We start from the raw sequence: 15,808 nt of genomic DNA on the forward strand, positions 1-15,808 counted from the left end.
TTGCCCCCGATAGCGGTGTGTCAGCCAGTTCATCTATAGCTGACCCACTGCCATCGGGAGCAAGCCCCCTCCCACATTTTTTGATGTGTGTTTATTCAGAAACTAATGCGTCGACCTCGGCGGTGCCAGGGGAAGTTGCCGGCCCCCAGCGCGTCACCGCCAACGCCGCTGCTGCATTCGCTCGACGGGCCGCCTCAACCGGCGTCAAGCCCTTCGCGAGTCCGACAATGAACACCCCCGCATGCGCATCCCCCGCGCCATTGCTGTCCACCGCCTGCACCTTGAAACCGGGCACATGCTTGATATCGCCCACCTGCCCCACCCAGCAACCATTCGGCCCATCGCGCACCACCAACAGCGTCTCGGCCGGCAGGTGTCGACCCAACTCGGGCAATGCGGCGGCGATATCCATGGCCCCGGTGAATGCCAGGGCTTCAGGGCCGTTGCTGGTCCAGATATCGATACGTGGCAACAACGCGCGCATCAAGGCCGAGTCCGGCGCCTTGACCAGCGGGCCCGGATCGAACACCACCATCACCTTGCGCGGCAGCGCCAGCAACCAGTCGATCAGTGGCTGCGCCTTGCCCTCGAGCAGCAGGCTGTAACCACTGACATACACGTAATCGTCGGCACGCGGGACGATGCTGGCGAGGTCTTCGGCACTGAGTTCACCCTCGGCACCGAGATGGGAAATGAACGTGCGCTCGGTGGTGGCCTCGGTCAGGGCCACGCACAAACCCGTGTCCTTGCCGCCGCTCGCCGGCAGTGCCATTTCGATCCCTTCGGCCTGCATCGCAGCGCGGGCCAGGTCACCAAATCGGCCGCTGCCGTGCCGCCCCAGGTAAACCACCGGCAGGCCATTGCGCCGCGCCGCAGCCATGACGTTAAAGCCGCCACCGGCTTCGAAACTGGCAGAGCTGGCCAGCACGTCGCCACCGCTCGCCGGTAACCTATCCAGGGCCATGACCAGGTCGACGATGACCTGCCCGGTGTGCAGCAATCTAGACATTGGGGCTCTCGACTAACGCCGCGCGCCGATCGGCCGCGCCGCCCAATACTGCGTACACCCCGCCGGCTACCAGAAAGGTGACGACCCAGCCGAGGCCGTTATGGCCGAGCCAGGAGTCGGACAGCGGCCCGGCAAACCAGATGTTGTCGGCGGTGGTGCCGATGGTGGTGAAGCTGAACCCCAGCACGATGGCCAATGCCCACGCGCCAAACGCGCGCCACTCCACACCGCCGCGATACCAGTAGGCGCTGCTCGGGCTGACATCCAGCAAGTCCGTGGGGCTGTAGTAATGACGGTGAATCAGGTCGACCACGAAAATCCCCACCCAGGCGGTGATCGGCACTGCCAGCAACGAGATGAAGGTAATGAACGGGCCGTAGAAGCTGTCGGCGATCAGCATGAAATAAATGGAGCCGGCAAAAATCGCCACGATGTCGACGATCACCGCATGCACACGCTTGACCTTCAAGCCCAGGGTCAGGGTGGTGAGGCCGGCGGAATACACCGACAGGTTGTTCGACAACAGCAGCCCGCCGAACGCGGTGATCAGGTACGGCACCGCCATCCAGGTCGGCAGCATGTCGCGGATCGCAATGATCGGGTCCGTGGCCGAGGCCAGGTCGTTGTTACCCACTGACAGCAGGCCGCCAAGGGTGATCAGCAACACCAGCGGAATGCCCGCGCCGAACGCGGCGGAGGCCACCAGGCGCACCGCCTTGACACTGCGATGCTGGTAGCGCGACATGTCGGCACCGGCATTGGCCCAGCCAATACCGGTGCCGGCCGCCATGGTGCCGACGCCGATGATCATGGCGCTCAGCGGCGCCGGGGTGGCGTTGAACACTGCGCTCCAGTCGATGGTGGCGCAAAGAAAGCCGCCCACCAGGATATTCAGGGCGCCGAACACGTAGGTCGCCCATTTCTGGATCACCAGCAAGGTGGCATGGCCCAGGCCGGAAACGGCCAGGGTCAGCAGCACGAAGAGGCCGATAAAGATCAGGGTAAGCAACGGCGCGCTTTTCGCTTCCACCGGGGAACCGAACAGGATCGAGCACAGCGACAGCAACACAAAGGCGGCCGTGGTGGTGTTGACCGTTTCCCAGCCCAGGCGCGACATCAGCGACACCAGGGTCGGCCCGATATTGCCGCGTACGCCGAAGATGGCGCGGGACAAGGTCAGGCTGGGCGCGCGGCCACGGCGACCGGCGATGGAGATGATGCCCACCACTGCAAAAGAACCGGCAGCGCCGAGGACCGCGACGATGATCGCCTGCCAGATGGCCAGGCCACGAAACGCCACCAGCGTGGCGCCGAGCGGCAAGCCGAGGATGCTGATATTGGCCGCGAACCATACCCAGAACAGCTGCAGCGGATGCCCGTTGCACTCGCCTTCCGGGACCGGTTCGATGCCGCGCGTTTCCAATTGCCCGGCGCCTTGGCCGGAAGAAGGGCTGCTCATATGGGGGCTCCTGATGCTTTATTGTTGTGGTTGTGGCAACGCGTCAATGACTCAACGCAACGCGAGCAGGCTTTGCACCAGCGGTTGCAGATCAAGGCCATTCACGCGCTTGACCTGCTCGACCATCGCGTGCGGCCAGCACTGCATGCCCAGACAGGCACCGAGCATGGCGCCGAGGATCGCGGCGATGGTGTCGGTGTCGCCTCCCAGGCTCGCGGCCAGGCACAGCGCCTCGAAGGCGTTCATGTCACCCGACGCCACTTGTTGCGCGAGGGCGAATGACACCACCACCGATTCCTGAGAGGCGACGGAGGTGCCGATCAATTCATAGAGCAAGTCGGCGAACAGCGCCTTGTCGCCGCTGCCGACGCTCAGGGTGCGCGCCCAGCTGATGCGGGTGGAGATGCGCCCGCCGGCCATCCAGTGGCCGTGGTGTTCGGCCTGCTGCGCAGCCTGAGTGCCGATGTTGAGCGCTTCGCCCAGGTCTACGCCGTTGATGCCGGCCGAGACCACCGCCGCGACCGCCGCCGCGCTGGCAATGCCCAGGCTGGTGTTATGGGTGACCTGGCAGGCCTGGATCACCGCCTGGATAAACCGCGCCGGGTCACTGACATCGGCGGCGATGCCGACCGGCGTGATGCGCATGGCCGCGCCATTGGTGGTGCCGTAGCGCCCGGATTCTTCGGGAGTGTGCCCGGCGAGAATCATGTCGATCGCACGCTTGGTGGACGGCCCGAGCAAATCCTGGGAGCCCTTGGCGCGCATGGCCGCTTCCCAGTCGATCAGGCGTTGGGCGAGCACACTGGGTTCGATGGTGCCGTGGCCTTCCACCAACAACTCACCGACCAGGATCGCCTGTTCGGTGTCATCGGTGATGAAACCGGCGGGCATGTTCGGCGCGATGGGTTGATCGGGGCCAGCGTCTTGCAGGGCGGTGATCGCACCGAAACGCTGCCGGACTTGCTCACGGCTCAAGGATTGGGTGGGCATGCCCAGCGCATCGCCCAGGGCCAGGCCATAGAAAGCGCCAAGCGCGCGAATTTCAGCAGTCATTTGGAAGCCCCGAATTGCAGGTGCAAACGAAAGTGCAGCGGGTCGAGCAAGCTTTCAACATGCTCCATGAAACGCTCACGACGGTCATAGGTTGTGCGCGAGGCCTTGAGAAATACCGTGCCGGCCGGGCGCCCGAGCAACAGCGCGTCGTCATCGCTCAGGGCCTCGGCGCCTAGCCATTGGTCGCCTGCGGCGCCTACATAGCCATAGGCTGCCAGGGTGATGGTCAGGGAATTGTCGATCAGGCCGATGCGGGGCAGGCTTTCCAGGTCGCCGGTGGCAGGCATCAGCGAGCGTTCCAGGGACACCGCCGTACCGTCGGCCGTGCGTCGCAGGCGGTCGAGGGCAATGAAGTGTTCGCTGCCGAAACGGCTGGCCAAGTCAGGGCGCGTCACCGCTTCGAAGCGCAACACCTCGGTACTCACCTGCGCGCCGGTATCCGCCAGGGCCTGGGCCCAACCGTGGCGTTGGTCAAGCCCCATGCCGTCAAACGTGACGATGGAGCCGACACCGCTTTGGGTGGCGATGTAGTTGCGGCGCTTGAGCTCAGCCAGCGCTTCGCGCAGCGTGCCACGACTGACCGCAAACTCTTCGGCCAGTTGATGCTCACCGGGCAACAGGAAACCGTCGGCGATCACCCCACCCTCGATACGGCGGATGAGTTCGTCAACGACGCGTTTTTTCTTATCGAACCGAACATGTCTAATCATGTACAAATTGATACCCGAAAGCCGACCTTCCCAGCAAGCAAATTATTGCAGGACGGTCAGAAAACCGGCCTCAGGGCTCCAGGCCAATTGGGTAAAACGCCCCGCTGCTCCATACGCCAAGCCAGTTTTGACCATTGATCGGACGGCTCACGGCCAGCTCGACCAATTGGTAGAACGCGTTGCGGTGCACCAGGGCCTCGAGGTTGCTGCGCACCCGCAGGTAAGGCGCCGGTTCCTCGGTGAGCGGATCGATCACCACACGCAGCGGGTGTTCAGGGCCGGCTTCGATCTGCTCGTCGACATTGGTGGTAAAGCGCAGCACCTGGCTCTCGCCCTGCCCCTGCACCTCGAGCGTGACGGCGACGAAGGGCGCGTCATCGACGCGGATGCCGACCTTCTCCACGGGCGTCACCAGGAAATAATCATCGCCGTCGCGGCGGATGATGTTGGAGAACAACTTGACCATGGGTTTGCGCCCGATAGGCGTGCCCTGATAGAACCATGTGCCGTCACGGGCGATGCGCATGTCGATATGGCCGCAGAAATCCGGGTTCCACAGATGCACCGGCGCCGGCCCTTTACCTTTGGGCAGTTGCGCCAACAGGTCATTGGCCTTGGCGGTATCGATCATGGGGTTCTCCTCAGGCTTACTGATCGCTCATGCCCAGCAAGTTCCGGGCGTACTGGGCCAGGGGCCGGGCGATCAGATCTTGTGGCGAGTTGTCGTGGAACGTCAGTAAACCGCCACGACTGCGAATACGTGCAGTATCAATCAAATACTGGGTGCTGGTCTCGATCAACATGATTTGGATCACGCCGCTGTCCAGGCCAAGGCGGTCCAGCGCTTGCTGGTCGGTCCACTCATCGGCGTTGCCGATACGGTCGTCGGCTGCCGCAAAACGGCAATACAGCAAGTAGTGAGCCCCCGCCGCGCGCGCTTCGGCCATGGCCTGCTCAAGGCCTTCAGGCTGACGGGCGCGACGCACCATGGGGAAATACTCGACGAAGCCGTTGAAGGCTTCTTCGGCTACCACGTTCGGTCGCGGATACGCGCTGCCGGGCGGGACGAAAGCGCCCTGGGCGATAAAGATAAAGGAGTCCGGCTGCACACGGACCGAGGCGGTGCGGCGCGTATCGCTGTGGTCGAGCAAGCCGGCGTCGCTCATCTGATAGCGGGTGCCTTCGGCCATATCGCTGACGGTCATGCAACCACTCAGCGCCAACGACGCCAGCAACAAAACCAGACTACGCATCCTATTCCTCCAGAAGCCGGTGACGGAAAACCGGCGAATGGGCGTGAGATGCAGAATCTGGGCCAGGGGAACAGCTTCAAGCTTCAAGCTTCAAGCTTGTAGCTTGAGCTCGGCGTCAGCCGCCAATGATCTTCATCACCGTCGCGCCGCCCGAGAACGCTACTTCCTGCTTGTCGCCCAGGGCTTTCATCAACAGCCCCTGCAACGCCGGCAATGCCTGGTGGCGCGGCTTGTCCAGCAGGTCGCCGACGTAGTGACGGTTGCTCGACGACAGGCAGCCGTGCAACCAGCCCGTGGAGGACAGACGCAAGCGCGAGCAGGTACGGCAGAACGGCACGCTTTCATTGGCGATCACGCCAAAGAAACCCTTGCCCGGCACTTCATAGCGCACGGCCGTGGCGTCGACGGGCGCATTGGCTTGCAGGTATTCGTGGTGTTCGCCGATCAGGCTGAGCAATTGTTGCAGGCTGACGAATTGCTGCAGGAACGCATTGGAATCTTTCGCCAAGTGCCCCATGCGCATCAACTCGATAAAGCGCAGCTCGTAGCCCCGCTCCAGGCAGTAATCGAGCAAGGGCATTACCTGGTCCAGGTTCTGGCCACGCAAGGGCACCATATTGACCTTGATCTTGATCCCGGCCGCGCGGGCCTGGTCCATACCGTCGAGCACAGTGGCCAGGTCGCCACCGCGGGCGATACTGCGGAAAGCGTCGGCATTCAGGGTGTCGAGGGAAACGTTGATGCGCCGGATACCCGCGTCCACCAGCAGCGGCAGCTTGCGCGCCAGCAACTGGCCGTTGGTGGTCAGGCTGATATCGCTGAGCCCCATCTGCCCCACGGCGCCCATGAAGGCTTCCAGCTTGGGGCTCACCAGCGGCTCACCACCGGTAATGCGCAAGCGGTCGATGCCCGCCGCTTCGATCAGATAAGCCACGCCTCGCGCCATCGCCTGGGCCGAGAGTTCGTCCTGGGCAGCCACCAGCCGCTTGCCGTTGGGCACGCAGTAGGTACATGCGTAATTGCAGGCTGAGGTCAGGCTGATCCGCAAATTGCGAAACCGCCTGCCTTGACGATCAACGATCATGAACCACTCCGGCAGAGGATATTTCGGGCGTGCTAGAAGCTGACTTATAAATCAGCTTTTAGCAAGATCCTTGCCTGAGTATATTCCTAGGGTACTGCGCCTGGCAGTAAATCATTGAGCCATCAGCGTGATGAATGACTCAGGCAGCAGGCGCTTCGCCGGCTTTTTCAGGGCCAGGCAAGTCAGCGCTGTGCTTGCGCTTGTTGCCCATGCGCACGCCGATGTCCATCAGGAACTGAAAGAAGCCTTCCTGGTCTTCCAGCACATTGCTCCAGAACGGCGAGTGGTACAGCGCGACGGCGCCATGCACCAGGGCCCAGGCGGCGCAGTAGTGGAAGTACGGCGGCACGTCTTCGAGCTTGCCTTCACTGATACGGCCCTTGATCAGCAAGGTCAGGCGCTCGAAATTCGAGGCGCGGATCTTGTGCAGTTCCTCGACCATTTCCGGCACTTGATGGCCCTTGACGACCTTTTCTTCCAGGCGGTCAAACAGGCGGTAGCGCTGCGGGTCGCGCATGCGGAACTCGAAATAGGCACGGGACAAAGCTTCTTTGTCCTTGTCGACATCGGCCGAATGCAGCAGCTCGTTCAAGTCGCGCTCGTAGTCGAGCATCAGGCGCAGGTAAATCTCGGCCTTGGACTTGAAGTGCTTGTAGATCGTGCCTTTGCCGATACCCACGGCATCCGCGATCATCTCGACGGTGACGCTGTCTTCGCCTTGTTCGAGGAACAATTTGAGTGCGGTGTCGAGAATTTCCTGCTCACGGCGGCGAAACTCACGGACCTTACGGGGTTCTTTATGCATGAGGAAGAGGTCTGCAAAGGTCGGAATAGGGAGGGTTTCGTGCGCCATGGATACGTGGCGATACGATTTACCCGATGCGAGGGATTATCCCGACTGAACGGTCGTTGGGCAACGCCTATGTGAACCCGCTATGCACTTAACTTTCAATACGCCAACGATTTTGGCGATATCAGTCAGAAACAATACGCACCGCTCGACCCGAGCATCCTGTGCAATGAGAACTCAAGCGAAGAGCGCGTATTCCAAATCTGTTTAAAAAACGACCAATCGACACTGGACTGAATCGGATAGTGATCAATACTTCAAGTGTCGGCGTGACATCTCCCCCAAGTGACGCGTCGACCTGGGTACCGACGGACTGTGTGCCCTTGTTTTACTCCTAATGGTCTTAGCCCGGATTCACCCCCCAGAACCCGGGTTTTTTTTGCCCGGGATTTGAGCGCGATCAGCAGGCCACATGGGCCAGTGGAAACAAACGCCTGAAGTTCTCAGTGGTCTGCTCGGCAAAGCGCTCGTAGGACTCACCGCGCAGCATTGCCAGATAATCCGCCACGTCACGCACATACTCGGGCAGGTTCGGCTTGCCGCGATGGGGAATCGGCGCCAGGTACGGCGAGTCGGTTTCCACCAGCAGCCGGTCGGCAGGCACCTGGCGGGCGACATCACGCAGCGCGTCGGCATTGCGAAAGGTAACGATGCCCGACAGGGAAATATAGAAGCCCAGGTCCAGGGCGGCCTTGGCCATCTCCCAATCCTCGGTAAAGCAATGCAATACACCCGCCTGGGGCAGCGCGGCTTCACGCAACAGCGCCAGGGTATCGGCGCGGGCGCCACGGGTGTGGACGATCACCGGTTTGCCGGTCTGTTGCGCGGCCTGCAGGTGCAGGCGGAACGAGGCCTGCTGCAGGTCGGCGGCTTCGGGTTCGTAGTGGTAATCCAGACCGGTTTCGCCAATGGCGACGACGCGCGGGTGATTGAGCTCACCCAACAGCCAGTCCAGGGCCGGTGCTTCGCCGGGTTTGAGATCCAGCGGGTGGATACCCACCGAACAATCCACGTCGGCATAGCGATCGGCGAGGGCTTTGACGTCGGCGGCGTTTTCGGCACTGACGCCGATGCACAGGAAGTGCCCTACCCCGCGCTGGCGCGCAGCCTCAAGGGCGGCGTCAAGGGAGCCGCCGTGCTGAGCGAGGTCGAGTCGATCAAGGTGACAGTGGGAATCTACGAGCATGGGTCTCTACAACTTGAGTTACGGAACGTGTCTGGCCAACGATACACCCGCTGGCCACGGAAATTAACGCCGGCCGAGCAGACCGACCCACTGCACCAGCAGCGCTTCGAGCAAGAGCACGCGGTTGAGGTTGGCCTTGCCGAGCACCTTCTGGCGCTGTGCGAGGATCCAGTCCTGAATGCTCAGCACCTTGTCCTGGGCACTTTTCTGCGCCAGGTATTGCACCACCTTGCGCATGTCCGGCAGGCCCAGGCCGTTTTCGTCCTGGGTCAACTGGTAGCGCAGGATCAGGCTGGACCAGTCGCAGAACCAGTCGAACAGCAGCAACAGGGGAATGTCCTTCCACGCAGTTTCGGCCAATTGCGTGGCGGACAGTTCCTGTTTGATCAGCTTCTTCACCCCGTCCACGACCAGTGCACGTTGCTCGCGCACGCCCTGGGCTTGCAGCTTCACCGCAGCCAAAGGGGAACCGGCGGCCAGGGTCAGCAATTCAACCCGCTCTTCCGCCGAGCAGTCCGGCAGCGCCTGCGCCAGCCATTGCAGGCTCATGGCCTCGCTCGGCAACGGGCATGCCTGCTGCACGCAACGGCTGCGGATAGTCGGCAACAAGCGGCTGGACTGATGGCTCACCAGCAATAGCACGGTGTCGCCGGACGGTTCCTCAAGACTTTTGAGCAAGGCGTTGGCGGCGTTGATGTTCATCGCCTCCACCGGCTCGATCAGAACCACCTTGCGCCCGCCCATCTGCGCGGTCTGCACCACGAAACTGACGAGGTCACGGACCTGGTCGACCTTGATCGCTTTGTCCGCTTCCTCAGGTTCCAGCACATAGTTGTCAGGGTGGCTACCCGCCTTCAGCAGCAGGCAGGATTTGCATGCGCCGCAGGCTTCCAGGCCGACCGGGCGCTGGCACAACAAGCTGGCCATCAAGCGTTCGGCAAGGGCGCGCTTGCCGATGCCTGTCGGGCCGTGCAGCAAATAGGCGTGGGCGTGCTGGGCACGGCCGGCCAATTGTTGCCAGAGGCCGTCCTGCCACGGATAGGCATCAGCCACGGGCGCGCTCCAGCAGGATGGGCAACAGCGCATCGATGGCGTGCTGCACCTGCGCCAGCGGCTGAGCCGCATCGAGCAGGTGGTAACGCGCAGGCTCCGCCTTGGCACGCGCGAGGAATGCAGTGCGCACAGCGTCGAAAAACCCCTGGCCTTCCAGCTCGAAACGATCCAGGCGGCCGCGTGCACTGGCGCGGGCCATCCCCACTTCTACCGGCAGGTCGAACAGCAGGGTCAGGTCTGGACGCAGAGCGCCTTGCACGAAGGTTTCCAGGGTAGCGATACGCTCCAGGCACAACCCACGACCACCGCCCTGGTAGGCGTAGGTGGAGTCAGTGAAACGGTCGCAGATCACCACGGCGCCGCGTGCCAGGGCCGGTCGGATAACCTCGGCCAAATGCTGGGCACGGGCGGCGAACACCAGCAGCAGCTCGGTGTCCGGGTTCATTGGCTCATCACCCGGCGCCAGCAATACTTCACGGATGCGCTCGGCCAGCGGCGTACCGCCGGGCTCGCGGGTCAGCACCACTTCGATACCCGCAGCACGCAGGCGTTCGGCCAGGTAGTCGCGGTTGGTGCTTTTGCCGGCGCCTTCCGGGCCTTCGAGGGTCATAAACAAGCCAGTCACAGGCAGTCCTTAGTCAGAGTCATTGCGGGCTTTGCGGGGCGCTGGTGTCCGGCGCAGGCTCTGTCGGTACGTCAACCGGTGGCACTGCGTCTTCCGGCGGCTTGACCGCCGGTGCCGGGCTGGAACGGTAATCGGCGCGGCGCTTGAGTTGAAACTCACGCACGGCGGCATTATGCGCATCCAGGTCATCCGAGAAAATATGGCTGCCATCGCCACGGGCGACGAAATACAGGCTGCTGCCCGGCACCGGGTTCAGCGCGGCATGAATCGCCTCGCGGCCGACCATGGCGATGGGTGTCGGCGGCAGGCCGGCGATCATGTAGGTGTTGTAAGGGTTGGCTTCCTTGAGATGGGCGCGGGTCAACTTGCCGTTGTAGCGCTCACCCAGGCCGTAGATCACCGTGGGGTCGGTCTGCAACATCATGCCCATCTTCAGGCGACGCACGAACACACCGGCAATTTGCCCGCGCTCTTCGGGCACACCGGTTTCCTTTTCCACCAGGGAGGCCATGATCAGCGCTTGATAAGGCTCAGTATAAGGCGCATCAGGCGCGCGCCTGCTCCACTCCTGGGCCAGCACATCATCGAGGCGGTTGTAGGCTTTCTTCAGGAATTCGACATCGGTCATGCCGCGCACGAAACGGTAGGTGTCGGGAAAGAAGCGGCCTTCAGGGAACACGCCAGGATGGCCGAGCTTGTCCATCACTTCGCTGTCACTGAGGCCCGAGAGGTTCTGCACGATCTTGTCATGCTTGGCCAGGGCCGAGCGTACCTGGCGGAAGTTCCACCCCTCCACCAGGGTCAGACTGTATTGCACCACTTCCCCACGCTGCCACAGGCCGATCAGGCCTTCAGCAGTCATGCCTGGGGTCATCCGGTATTCGCCGCTGTGCAGCGGCTGGCCCTCGAGGTTGAAACGCCAATAAAGCCGCAGCCAGAAGGCACCGTCGAGCACGCCATCGGCTTCCAGACGATTGAAGGTGCCAGTGGGCGTCGCCCCTGCCGGCACATCGAGCAATTGCTCCTGGGTCAAATGCAACGGCTGTTTCAAGGCAGCGTTGTATTTCCAGGCGCAAAAGCCCGCCAGCAAAGCCGCCGAGCACACACCGATCAGCAGCAGTACAACCAGTTTTCGTATCACTCAAATATCCAATAGCGCGCGAACAATGCCCTGCAGTTTACGGGTGAGCGGGCCAACCGACCAGCTCATCCCAGCGCACTCGCATACCGGCCAGATGCCATAAACGCTGTTGCACACAAAGACTTCGTCGGCCTGCTGCAACTGTTCGAGGCTGATGTCGGCCACAGCCACCGGGACGCCCAGCACTTGCGCCTGGGCCAGGATCTCGGCGCGCATCACGCCAGCAACGCCGCAACGCTTCAGATCAGCGGTTAGTAACAAGCCGTTGCGCACCAGGAACAGGTTGCTGAACACACCTTCGATGACACGACCGGACGTATCCAGCATCAAGCCTTCGGCATGCTCGGCATCACGCCATTCGGCGCGGGCAATCACCTGCTCAAGGCGGTTGAGGTGTTTGAGCCCGGCCAGCAGCGGTTGTTCGGCCAAGCGGGTGACACACGCAAACAGGCGGATGCCGTCGGTTCCATGGGTTTCGGGATAAGCGGCAGGCGGACTGCCCTGCAAGATACGGCGCGCAGCGGCCTCGGGGTCGATGCCATAACCGCGCTGGCTGTCGCCACGGGTCAGGATCAACTTGAGCACGCCATCGCCAAGGGCTGTGGCATAAGCCAGCACCTCGCTACGGACCAGCCCGTGATCTGCGGCTAACCCGAGGCGCCTGCAGCCCTCATGGAGGCGCTGCAAATGACGGTCAAGCAGCACCGGCTGCCCGGCCTTGACAGCGATGGTTTCAAACACCCCATCGCCATACGCCAGGCCGCGATCTTTCAGGGGCACGCTGTCCGCTGGCTGACCGTCGACCCAGCTGTGCATCACTCGGCGAACCGGCGGAACACCAGCGAGCCGTTAGTGCCACCAAAACCGAACGAGTTGGAGATCACCACGTCGATCGGCATCGGCTGCGCTTCGTGAGGCACGAAGTTCAGGTCGCAGCCTTCGTCCGGCTCATCGAGGTTGATGGTCGGCGGAGCAACTTGGTCCTTGATGGCCATGACACTGAAGATCGCCTCGACCGCGCCCGCCGCGCCCAGCAGATGGCCGGTCATGGACTTGGTGGAGCTGACGGCCAGCTTATAGGCATGCTCGCCGAACACCGACTTGATGGCTTCGGCTTCCGCCAGGTCGCCGGTCGGCGTCGAAGTGCCATGGGCATTGATGTACTGCACCTGGTCCGCGTTGACCTTCGCATCGCGCAAGGCGTTGGTGATGCAACGCGCGGCACCGGCACCGTCGGCCGGTGGCGAGGTCATGTGATAGGCGTCGCCGCTCATGCCAAAGCCGATCAGCTCGGCATAGATGGTGGCACCGCGCGCCTTGGCATGCTCCAACTCTTCCAGCACCAGGGCGCCGGCACCGTCGGACAGTACGAAACCGTCGCGGCCTTTGTCCCACGGACGGCTGGCACGGGTCGGTTCGTCGTTGCGGGTCGACAGCGCACGGGACGCGCCGAAGCCGCCCATGCCCAGGCCGCAGGCGGCCATCTCGGCACCGCCGGCGATCATCACGTCGGCTTCATCATAGGCGATATTACGCGCCGCCATGCCGATGCAGTGAGTGCCCGTGGTGCACGCCGTTGCGATGGCGTAGTTAGGCCCCTGTGCGCCCAGGTGGATCGACAGGAAACCGGAAATCATATTGATGATCGAGCCCGGCACGAAGAACGGTGAAATTCGACGGGGGCCGGAATCGTGCAGCGTGCGGCTGGTTTCTTCGATATTGGTCAGGCCACCAATACCCGAACCCATGGCCACGCCGATGCGCTCACGGTTGGCGTCGGTGACCTCCAGGCCGGCATTGCGCACCGCCTGAAAACCGGCTGCCAGGCCGTACTGAATGAACAGGTCGAGCTTGCGGGATTCCTTGATCGAGAGGTATTCCTCGACATTGAAACCCTTTACCGAGCCGCCAAAACGGGTGGAATAGGCAGAAAGGTCCGTGTGTTCGATCAGACCGATACCACTGTGGCCAGCCAGAATGCCCTGCCAACTGCTTGGCACATCCGTGCCCAGTGGCGACAACATACCCATACCGGTGACTACGACGCGTCTACGCGACACAGCACTCTCCTTTTTCTAATGACGACACTTTGCTTCGCAGCGTACTTTTCGTCACCGCTTAAAGAAAAAACCGCACGCCGTTACAGCAGTGCGGTTTTTCCCTGACAGCAAGCGACGACTACAAACTATTACGCCTGGTGGGCAGTAACGTAGTCGATAGCAGCTTGAACAGTAGTGATTTTTTCAGCTTCTTCGTCCGGGATTTCGGTCTCGAATTCCTCTTCCAGAGCCATCACCAGCTCAACGGTGTCAAGGGAATCGGCACCCAGGTCTTCTACGAAGGAAGCAGTGTTGGTCACTTCTTCTTCTTTGACGCCCAGTTGCTCGGCAACGATTTTCTTGACGCGCTCTTCGATGGTGCTCATACCTTGTTTAACTCCTAATGGACAAATTCAGGCAGCTGGCCAGTGGGTAAGTGTATAGAAAGCCATTTCAGCTTTTCAACTGAAAGCTTCACCCTGTACCCGCTCTGCCACCTGCCTATAAATTAAGTTGCAGCTTTATAACGGATTTTAGACAGCTCGTATGACATATTTTTGAAGCGATCCGTCACAATTTAACTCATGTACATCCCGCCGTTCACTGGAATTGTAGCCCCAGTCACGTATGCCGCACCGTCGGATGCCAGGAAAGTGACCACATTCGCGATCTCTTGAGCCTGGCCCAGACGGCCCAGCGGAATCTGCGTCAGCAAGGCTTCACGCTGTGCTTCCGGCAGTTCGCGGGTCATATCGGTGTCGATGAACCCTGGGGCCACCGAGTTTACCGTAATCGACCGCGAACCGACTTCACGCGCCAGTGCACGGCTGAAACCTTCCAGACCGGCCTTGGCGGAGGCGTAGTTTACTTGGCCGGCGTTGCCCATGGCACCCACTACGGAGCCAATATTGATAATTCGGCCCCAACGCGCCTTGGTCATGCCGCGCAAAACGCCCTTGGACAGGCGGAACAGACTGTTCAGGTTGGTATCGACCACGTCGTACCATTCGTCGTCTTTCATGCGCATCATCAGGTTATCGCGGGTGATACCGGCATTGTTCACCAGAATCGCCGGCGCACCGAACTGAGCGGTGATCTCAGCCAGCACGGCCGCCACGGACGCATCACTGGTCACATTCAGCTCAAGGCCGGTGCCCTGCACGCCATTTTCCTTGAGGGTCGCGGCGATACGCTCGGCGCCCGAAGCGGAAGTGGCGGTGCCGATCACAACGGCGCCCTGACGGCCCAGCTCCAGGGCGATGGCCTGGCCGATGCCACGGCTTGCGCCGGTAACCAGTGCAACTTTACCTTGCAGACTCATGCAGGCTTCTCCTAAGTACAAAATCGGGATTAAGCGTTCAGGCCAGTGCCGCGAGCGGCAGCGAAGGCTTCAGGGGTATTGAGGTTGGCAGTCGACACACCGTCGGCGCAGCGCTTGTTCAGGCCGGCCAGGACTTTGCCCGGACCGCACTCGACCAGCTCGGTGGCGCCGTTGGCGGCCAGGGTCTGCACCGATTCCACCCAGCGTACTGGCTTGTAAAGCTGCTCCAGCAGGTCGCGCTTGAGGGTGTCCAGGTCAGGGGCAACCGCCGCGCTGACGTTCTGCACCAGCGGGATCTGCGGCGCCTGCCAGTTGATGGCAGCGATAGACTCGGCAAAACGCTCGGCGGCCGGGCGCATCAGTTCGCAGTGCGACGGCACGCTGACCGGCAACGGCAGCGCACGCTTGGCGCCACGGGCCTTGCAGCCTTCAATGGCGCGTTCGACCGCCGCCTTGGCACCGGCGATAACCACTTGGCCAGGGGAATTGAAGTTGACCGCGCTGACCACTTCGCCCTGGGCCGCTTCGGCACAGGCTTCGATCACCACGGCGTCGTCCAGGCCCAGGATAGCGGCCATGCCGCCCTGCCCGGCCGGAACGGCTTCCTGCATCAATTGGCCACGACGCTCGACCAGTTTGACCGCTTCAGCGAGGGTCAGGCTGCCCGCCGCGACCAGCGCGCTGTATTCGCCCAGGCTGTGACCGGCAACGAACGCCGGGCGTGCGCCGCCTTCGGCCAGCCACAAGCGCCACAGGGCGATCGAAGCGGTCAAAATGGCCGGCTGGGTTTTATCGGTTTGATTGAGTTGCTCTTCCGGCCCCTGCTGGGTCAACGCCCACAGGTCGTAACCCAGTGCGTCGGAAGCTTCCTTGAAGGTGTCCAGGATCAGCGGGTATTGCGCGCCCAGCTCGGCCAACATGCCGAGGGACTGCGAACCCTGCCCTGGAAAGACGAATGCGAGGGATGTAGACATGTAACAAGCCCCTAATGATCTTGTCGTCGGAAAGAGGCGCCCCTACGGTGG

General features: G+C 62.0%; 17 protein-coding genes. All 17 read right to left on the reverse strand.

The genetic code is table 11. From position 1 onward, the window contains the following. Positions 1–91: 91 nt before the first annotated feature. The gene (locus tag C4J92_RS19730; RefSeq protein WP_124405011.1) at positions 92–1,009 is read right to left on the reverse strand and encodes a PfkB family carbohydrate kinase; all 918 of its coding nucleotides are present in this window, start codon (positions 1,007–1,009) and stop codon (positions 92–94) included. Then, positions 1,002–2,468 (reverse strand): cytosine permease, encoded by a 1,467-nt coding sequence (locus C4J92_RS19735; protein WP_124405012.1) that lies wholly within the window; start codon positions 2,466–2,468, stop codon positions 1,002–1,004. The genes C4J92_RS19730 and C4J92_RS19735 overlap by 8 nt, the downstream gene beginning before the upstream one ends. A gap of 51 nt (positions 2,469–2,519) precedes the next feature. Then, the gene (locus C4J92_RS19740) at positions 2,520–3,521 is read right to left on the reverse strand and encodes an ADP-ribosylglycohydrolase family protein (protein ID WP_124405013.1); all 1,002 of its coding nucleotides are present in this window, start codon (positions 3,519–3,521) and stop codon (positions 2,520–2,522) included. Continuing rightward, on the reverse strand, positions 3,518–4,231 hold the full coding sequence (locus C4J92_RS19745) for a GntR family transcriptional regulator (RefSeq protein ID WP_124368018.1): 714 nt from the start codon (positions 4,229–4,231) through the stop codon (positions 3,518–3,520). Before C4J92_RS19745 ends, C4J92_RS19740 begins: the two co-directional genes overlap by 4 nt. A 70-nt stretch (positions 4,232–4,301) precedes the next feature. Continuing rightward, positions 4,302–4,862 carry a DUF1285 domain-containing protein gene (locus tag C4J92_RS19750; protein WP_124405014.1) on the reverse strand — a complete coding sequence of 187 codons (561 nt, stop codon included), beginning with the start codon at positions 4,860–4,862 and terminating at the stop codon, positions 4,302–4,304. 16 nt (positions 4,863–4,878) lie between these two features. After that, positions 4,879–5,484, reverse strand: a complete 606-nt coding sequence (locus C4J92_RS19755; RefSeq protein WP_124368019.1) for a DUF4823 domain-containing protein — start codon at positions 5,482–5,484, stop codon at positions 4,879–4,881. Between the two features lie 115 nt (positions 5,485–5,599). Continuing rightward, positions 5,600–6,568 carry a GTP 3',8-cyclase MoaA gene (locus C4J92_RS19760; RefSeq protein ID WP_124405015.1) on the reverse strand — a complete coding sequence of 323 codons (969 nt, stop codon included), beginning with the start codon at positions 6,566–6,568 and terminating at the stop codon, positions 5,600–5,602. Positions 6,569–6,707: 139 nt separating this feature from the next. Beyond that, on the reverse strand, positions 6,708–7,373 hold the full coding sequence (locus C4J92_RS19765; protein ID WP_124405016.1) for a TetR/AcrR family transcriptional regulator: 666 nt from the start codon (positions 7,371–7,373) through the stop codon (positions 6,708–6,710). A 445-nt stretch (positions 7,374–7,818) separates the two neighbouring features. Continuing rightward, positions 7,819–8,604 (reverse strand): TatD family hydrolase, encoded by a 786-nt coding sequence (locus tag C4J92_RS19770; protein ID WP_124364005.1) that lies wholly within the window; start codon positions 8,602–8,604, stop codon positions 7,819–7,821. 63 nt (positions 8,605–8,667) lie between these two features. After that, complete coding sequence (locus C4J92_RS19775; protein ID WP_124364006.1) at positions 8,668–9,657, reverse strand: DNA polymerase III subunit delta'; 990 nt, start codon at positions 9,655–9,657, stop codon at positions 8,668–8,670. Beyond that, positions 9,650–10,282 (reverse strand): dTMP kinase, encoded by a 633-nt coding sequence (tmk, locus tag C4J92_RS19780; protein ID WP_124405017.1) that lies wholly within the window; start codon positions 10,280–10,282, stop codon positions 9,650–9,652. Before tmk ends, C4J92_RS19775 begins: the two co-directional genes overlap by 8 nt. Before the next feature lie 19 nt (positions 10,283–10,301). Continuing rightward, positions 10,302–11,423: an endolytic transglycosylase MltG gene (mltG, locus tag C4J92_RS19785; protein WP_124405018.1), complete on the reverse strand. Its 1,122-nt coding sequence runs from the start codon at positions 11,421–11,423 to the stop codon at positions 10,302–10,304. Then, positions 11,424–12,239, reverse strand: coding sequence for an aminodeoxychorismate lyase (gene pabC / locus C4J92_RS19790; RefSeq protein ID WP_124405019.1), 816 nt, complete (start codon positions 12,237–12,239; stop codon positions 11,424–11,426). It abuts the gene before it with no gap. Continuing rightward, positions 12,239–13,483 (reverse strand): beta-ketoacyl-ACP synthase II, encoded by a 1,245-nt coding sequence (gene fabF, locus C4J92_RS19795; RefSeq protein ID WP_124364010.1) that lies wholly within the window; start codon positions 13,481–13,483, stop codon positions 12,239–12,241. The genes pabC and fabF overlap by 1 nt, the downstream gene beginning before the upstream one ends. 128 nt (positions 13,484–13,611) lie before the next feature. After that, positions 13,612–13,848 carry an acyl carrier protein gene (gene acpP, locus C4J92_RS19800; RefSeq protein ID WP_010566559.1) on the reverse strand — a complete coding sequence of 79 codons (237 nt, stop codon included), beginning with the start codon at positions 13,846–13,848 and terminating at the stop codon, positions 13,612–13,614. 191 nt (positions 13,849–14,039) lie between these two features. Continuing rightward, complete coding sequence (gene fabG / locus C4J92_RS19805) at positions 14,040–14,783, reverse strand: 3-oxoacyl-ACP reductase FabG (RefSeq protein ID WP_124368026.1); 744 nt, start codon at positions 14,781–14,783, stop codon at positions 14,040–14,042. Between the two features lie 29 nt (positions 14,784–14,812). Continuing rightward, complete coding sequence (gene fabD, locus C4J92_RS19810; protein ID WP_124368027.1) at positions 14,813–15,757, reverse strand: ACP S-malonyltransferase; 945 nt, start codon at positions 15,755–15,757, stop codon at positions 14,813–14,815. Positions 15,758–15,808 lie beyond the last annotated feature (51 nt).

This window comes from Pseudomonas sp. R3-18-08 (genome assembly GCF_003852065.1).
GTDB lineage: Bacteria > Pseudomonadota > Gammaproteobacteria > Pseudomonadales > Pseudomonadaceae > Aquipseudomonas.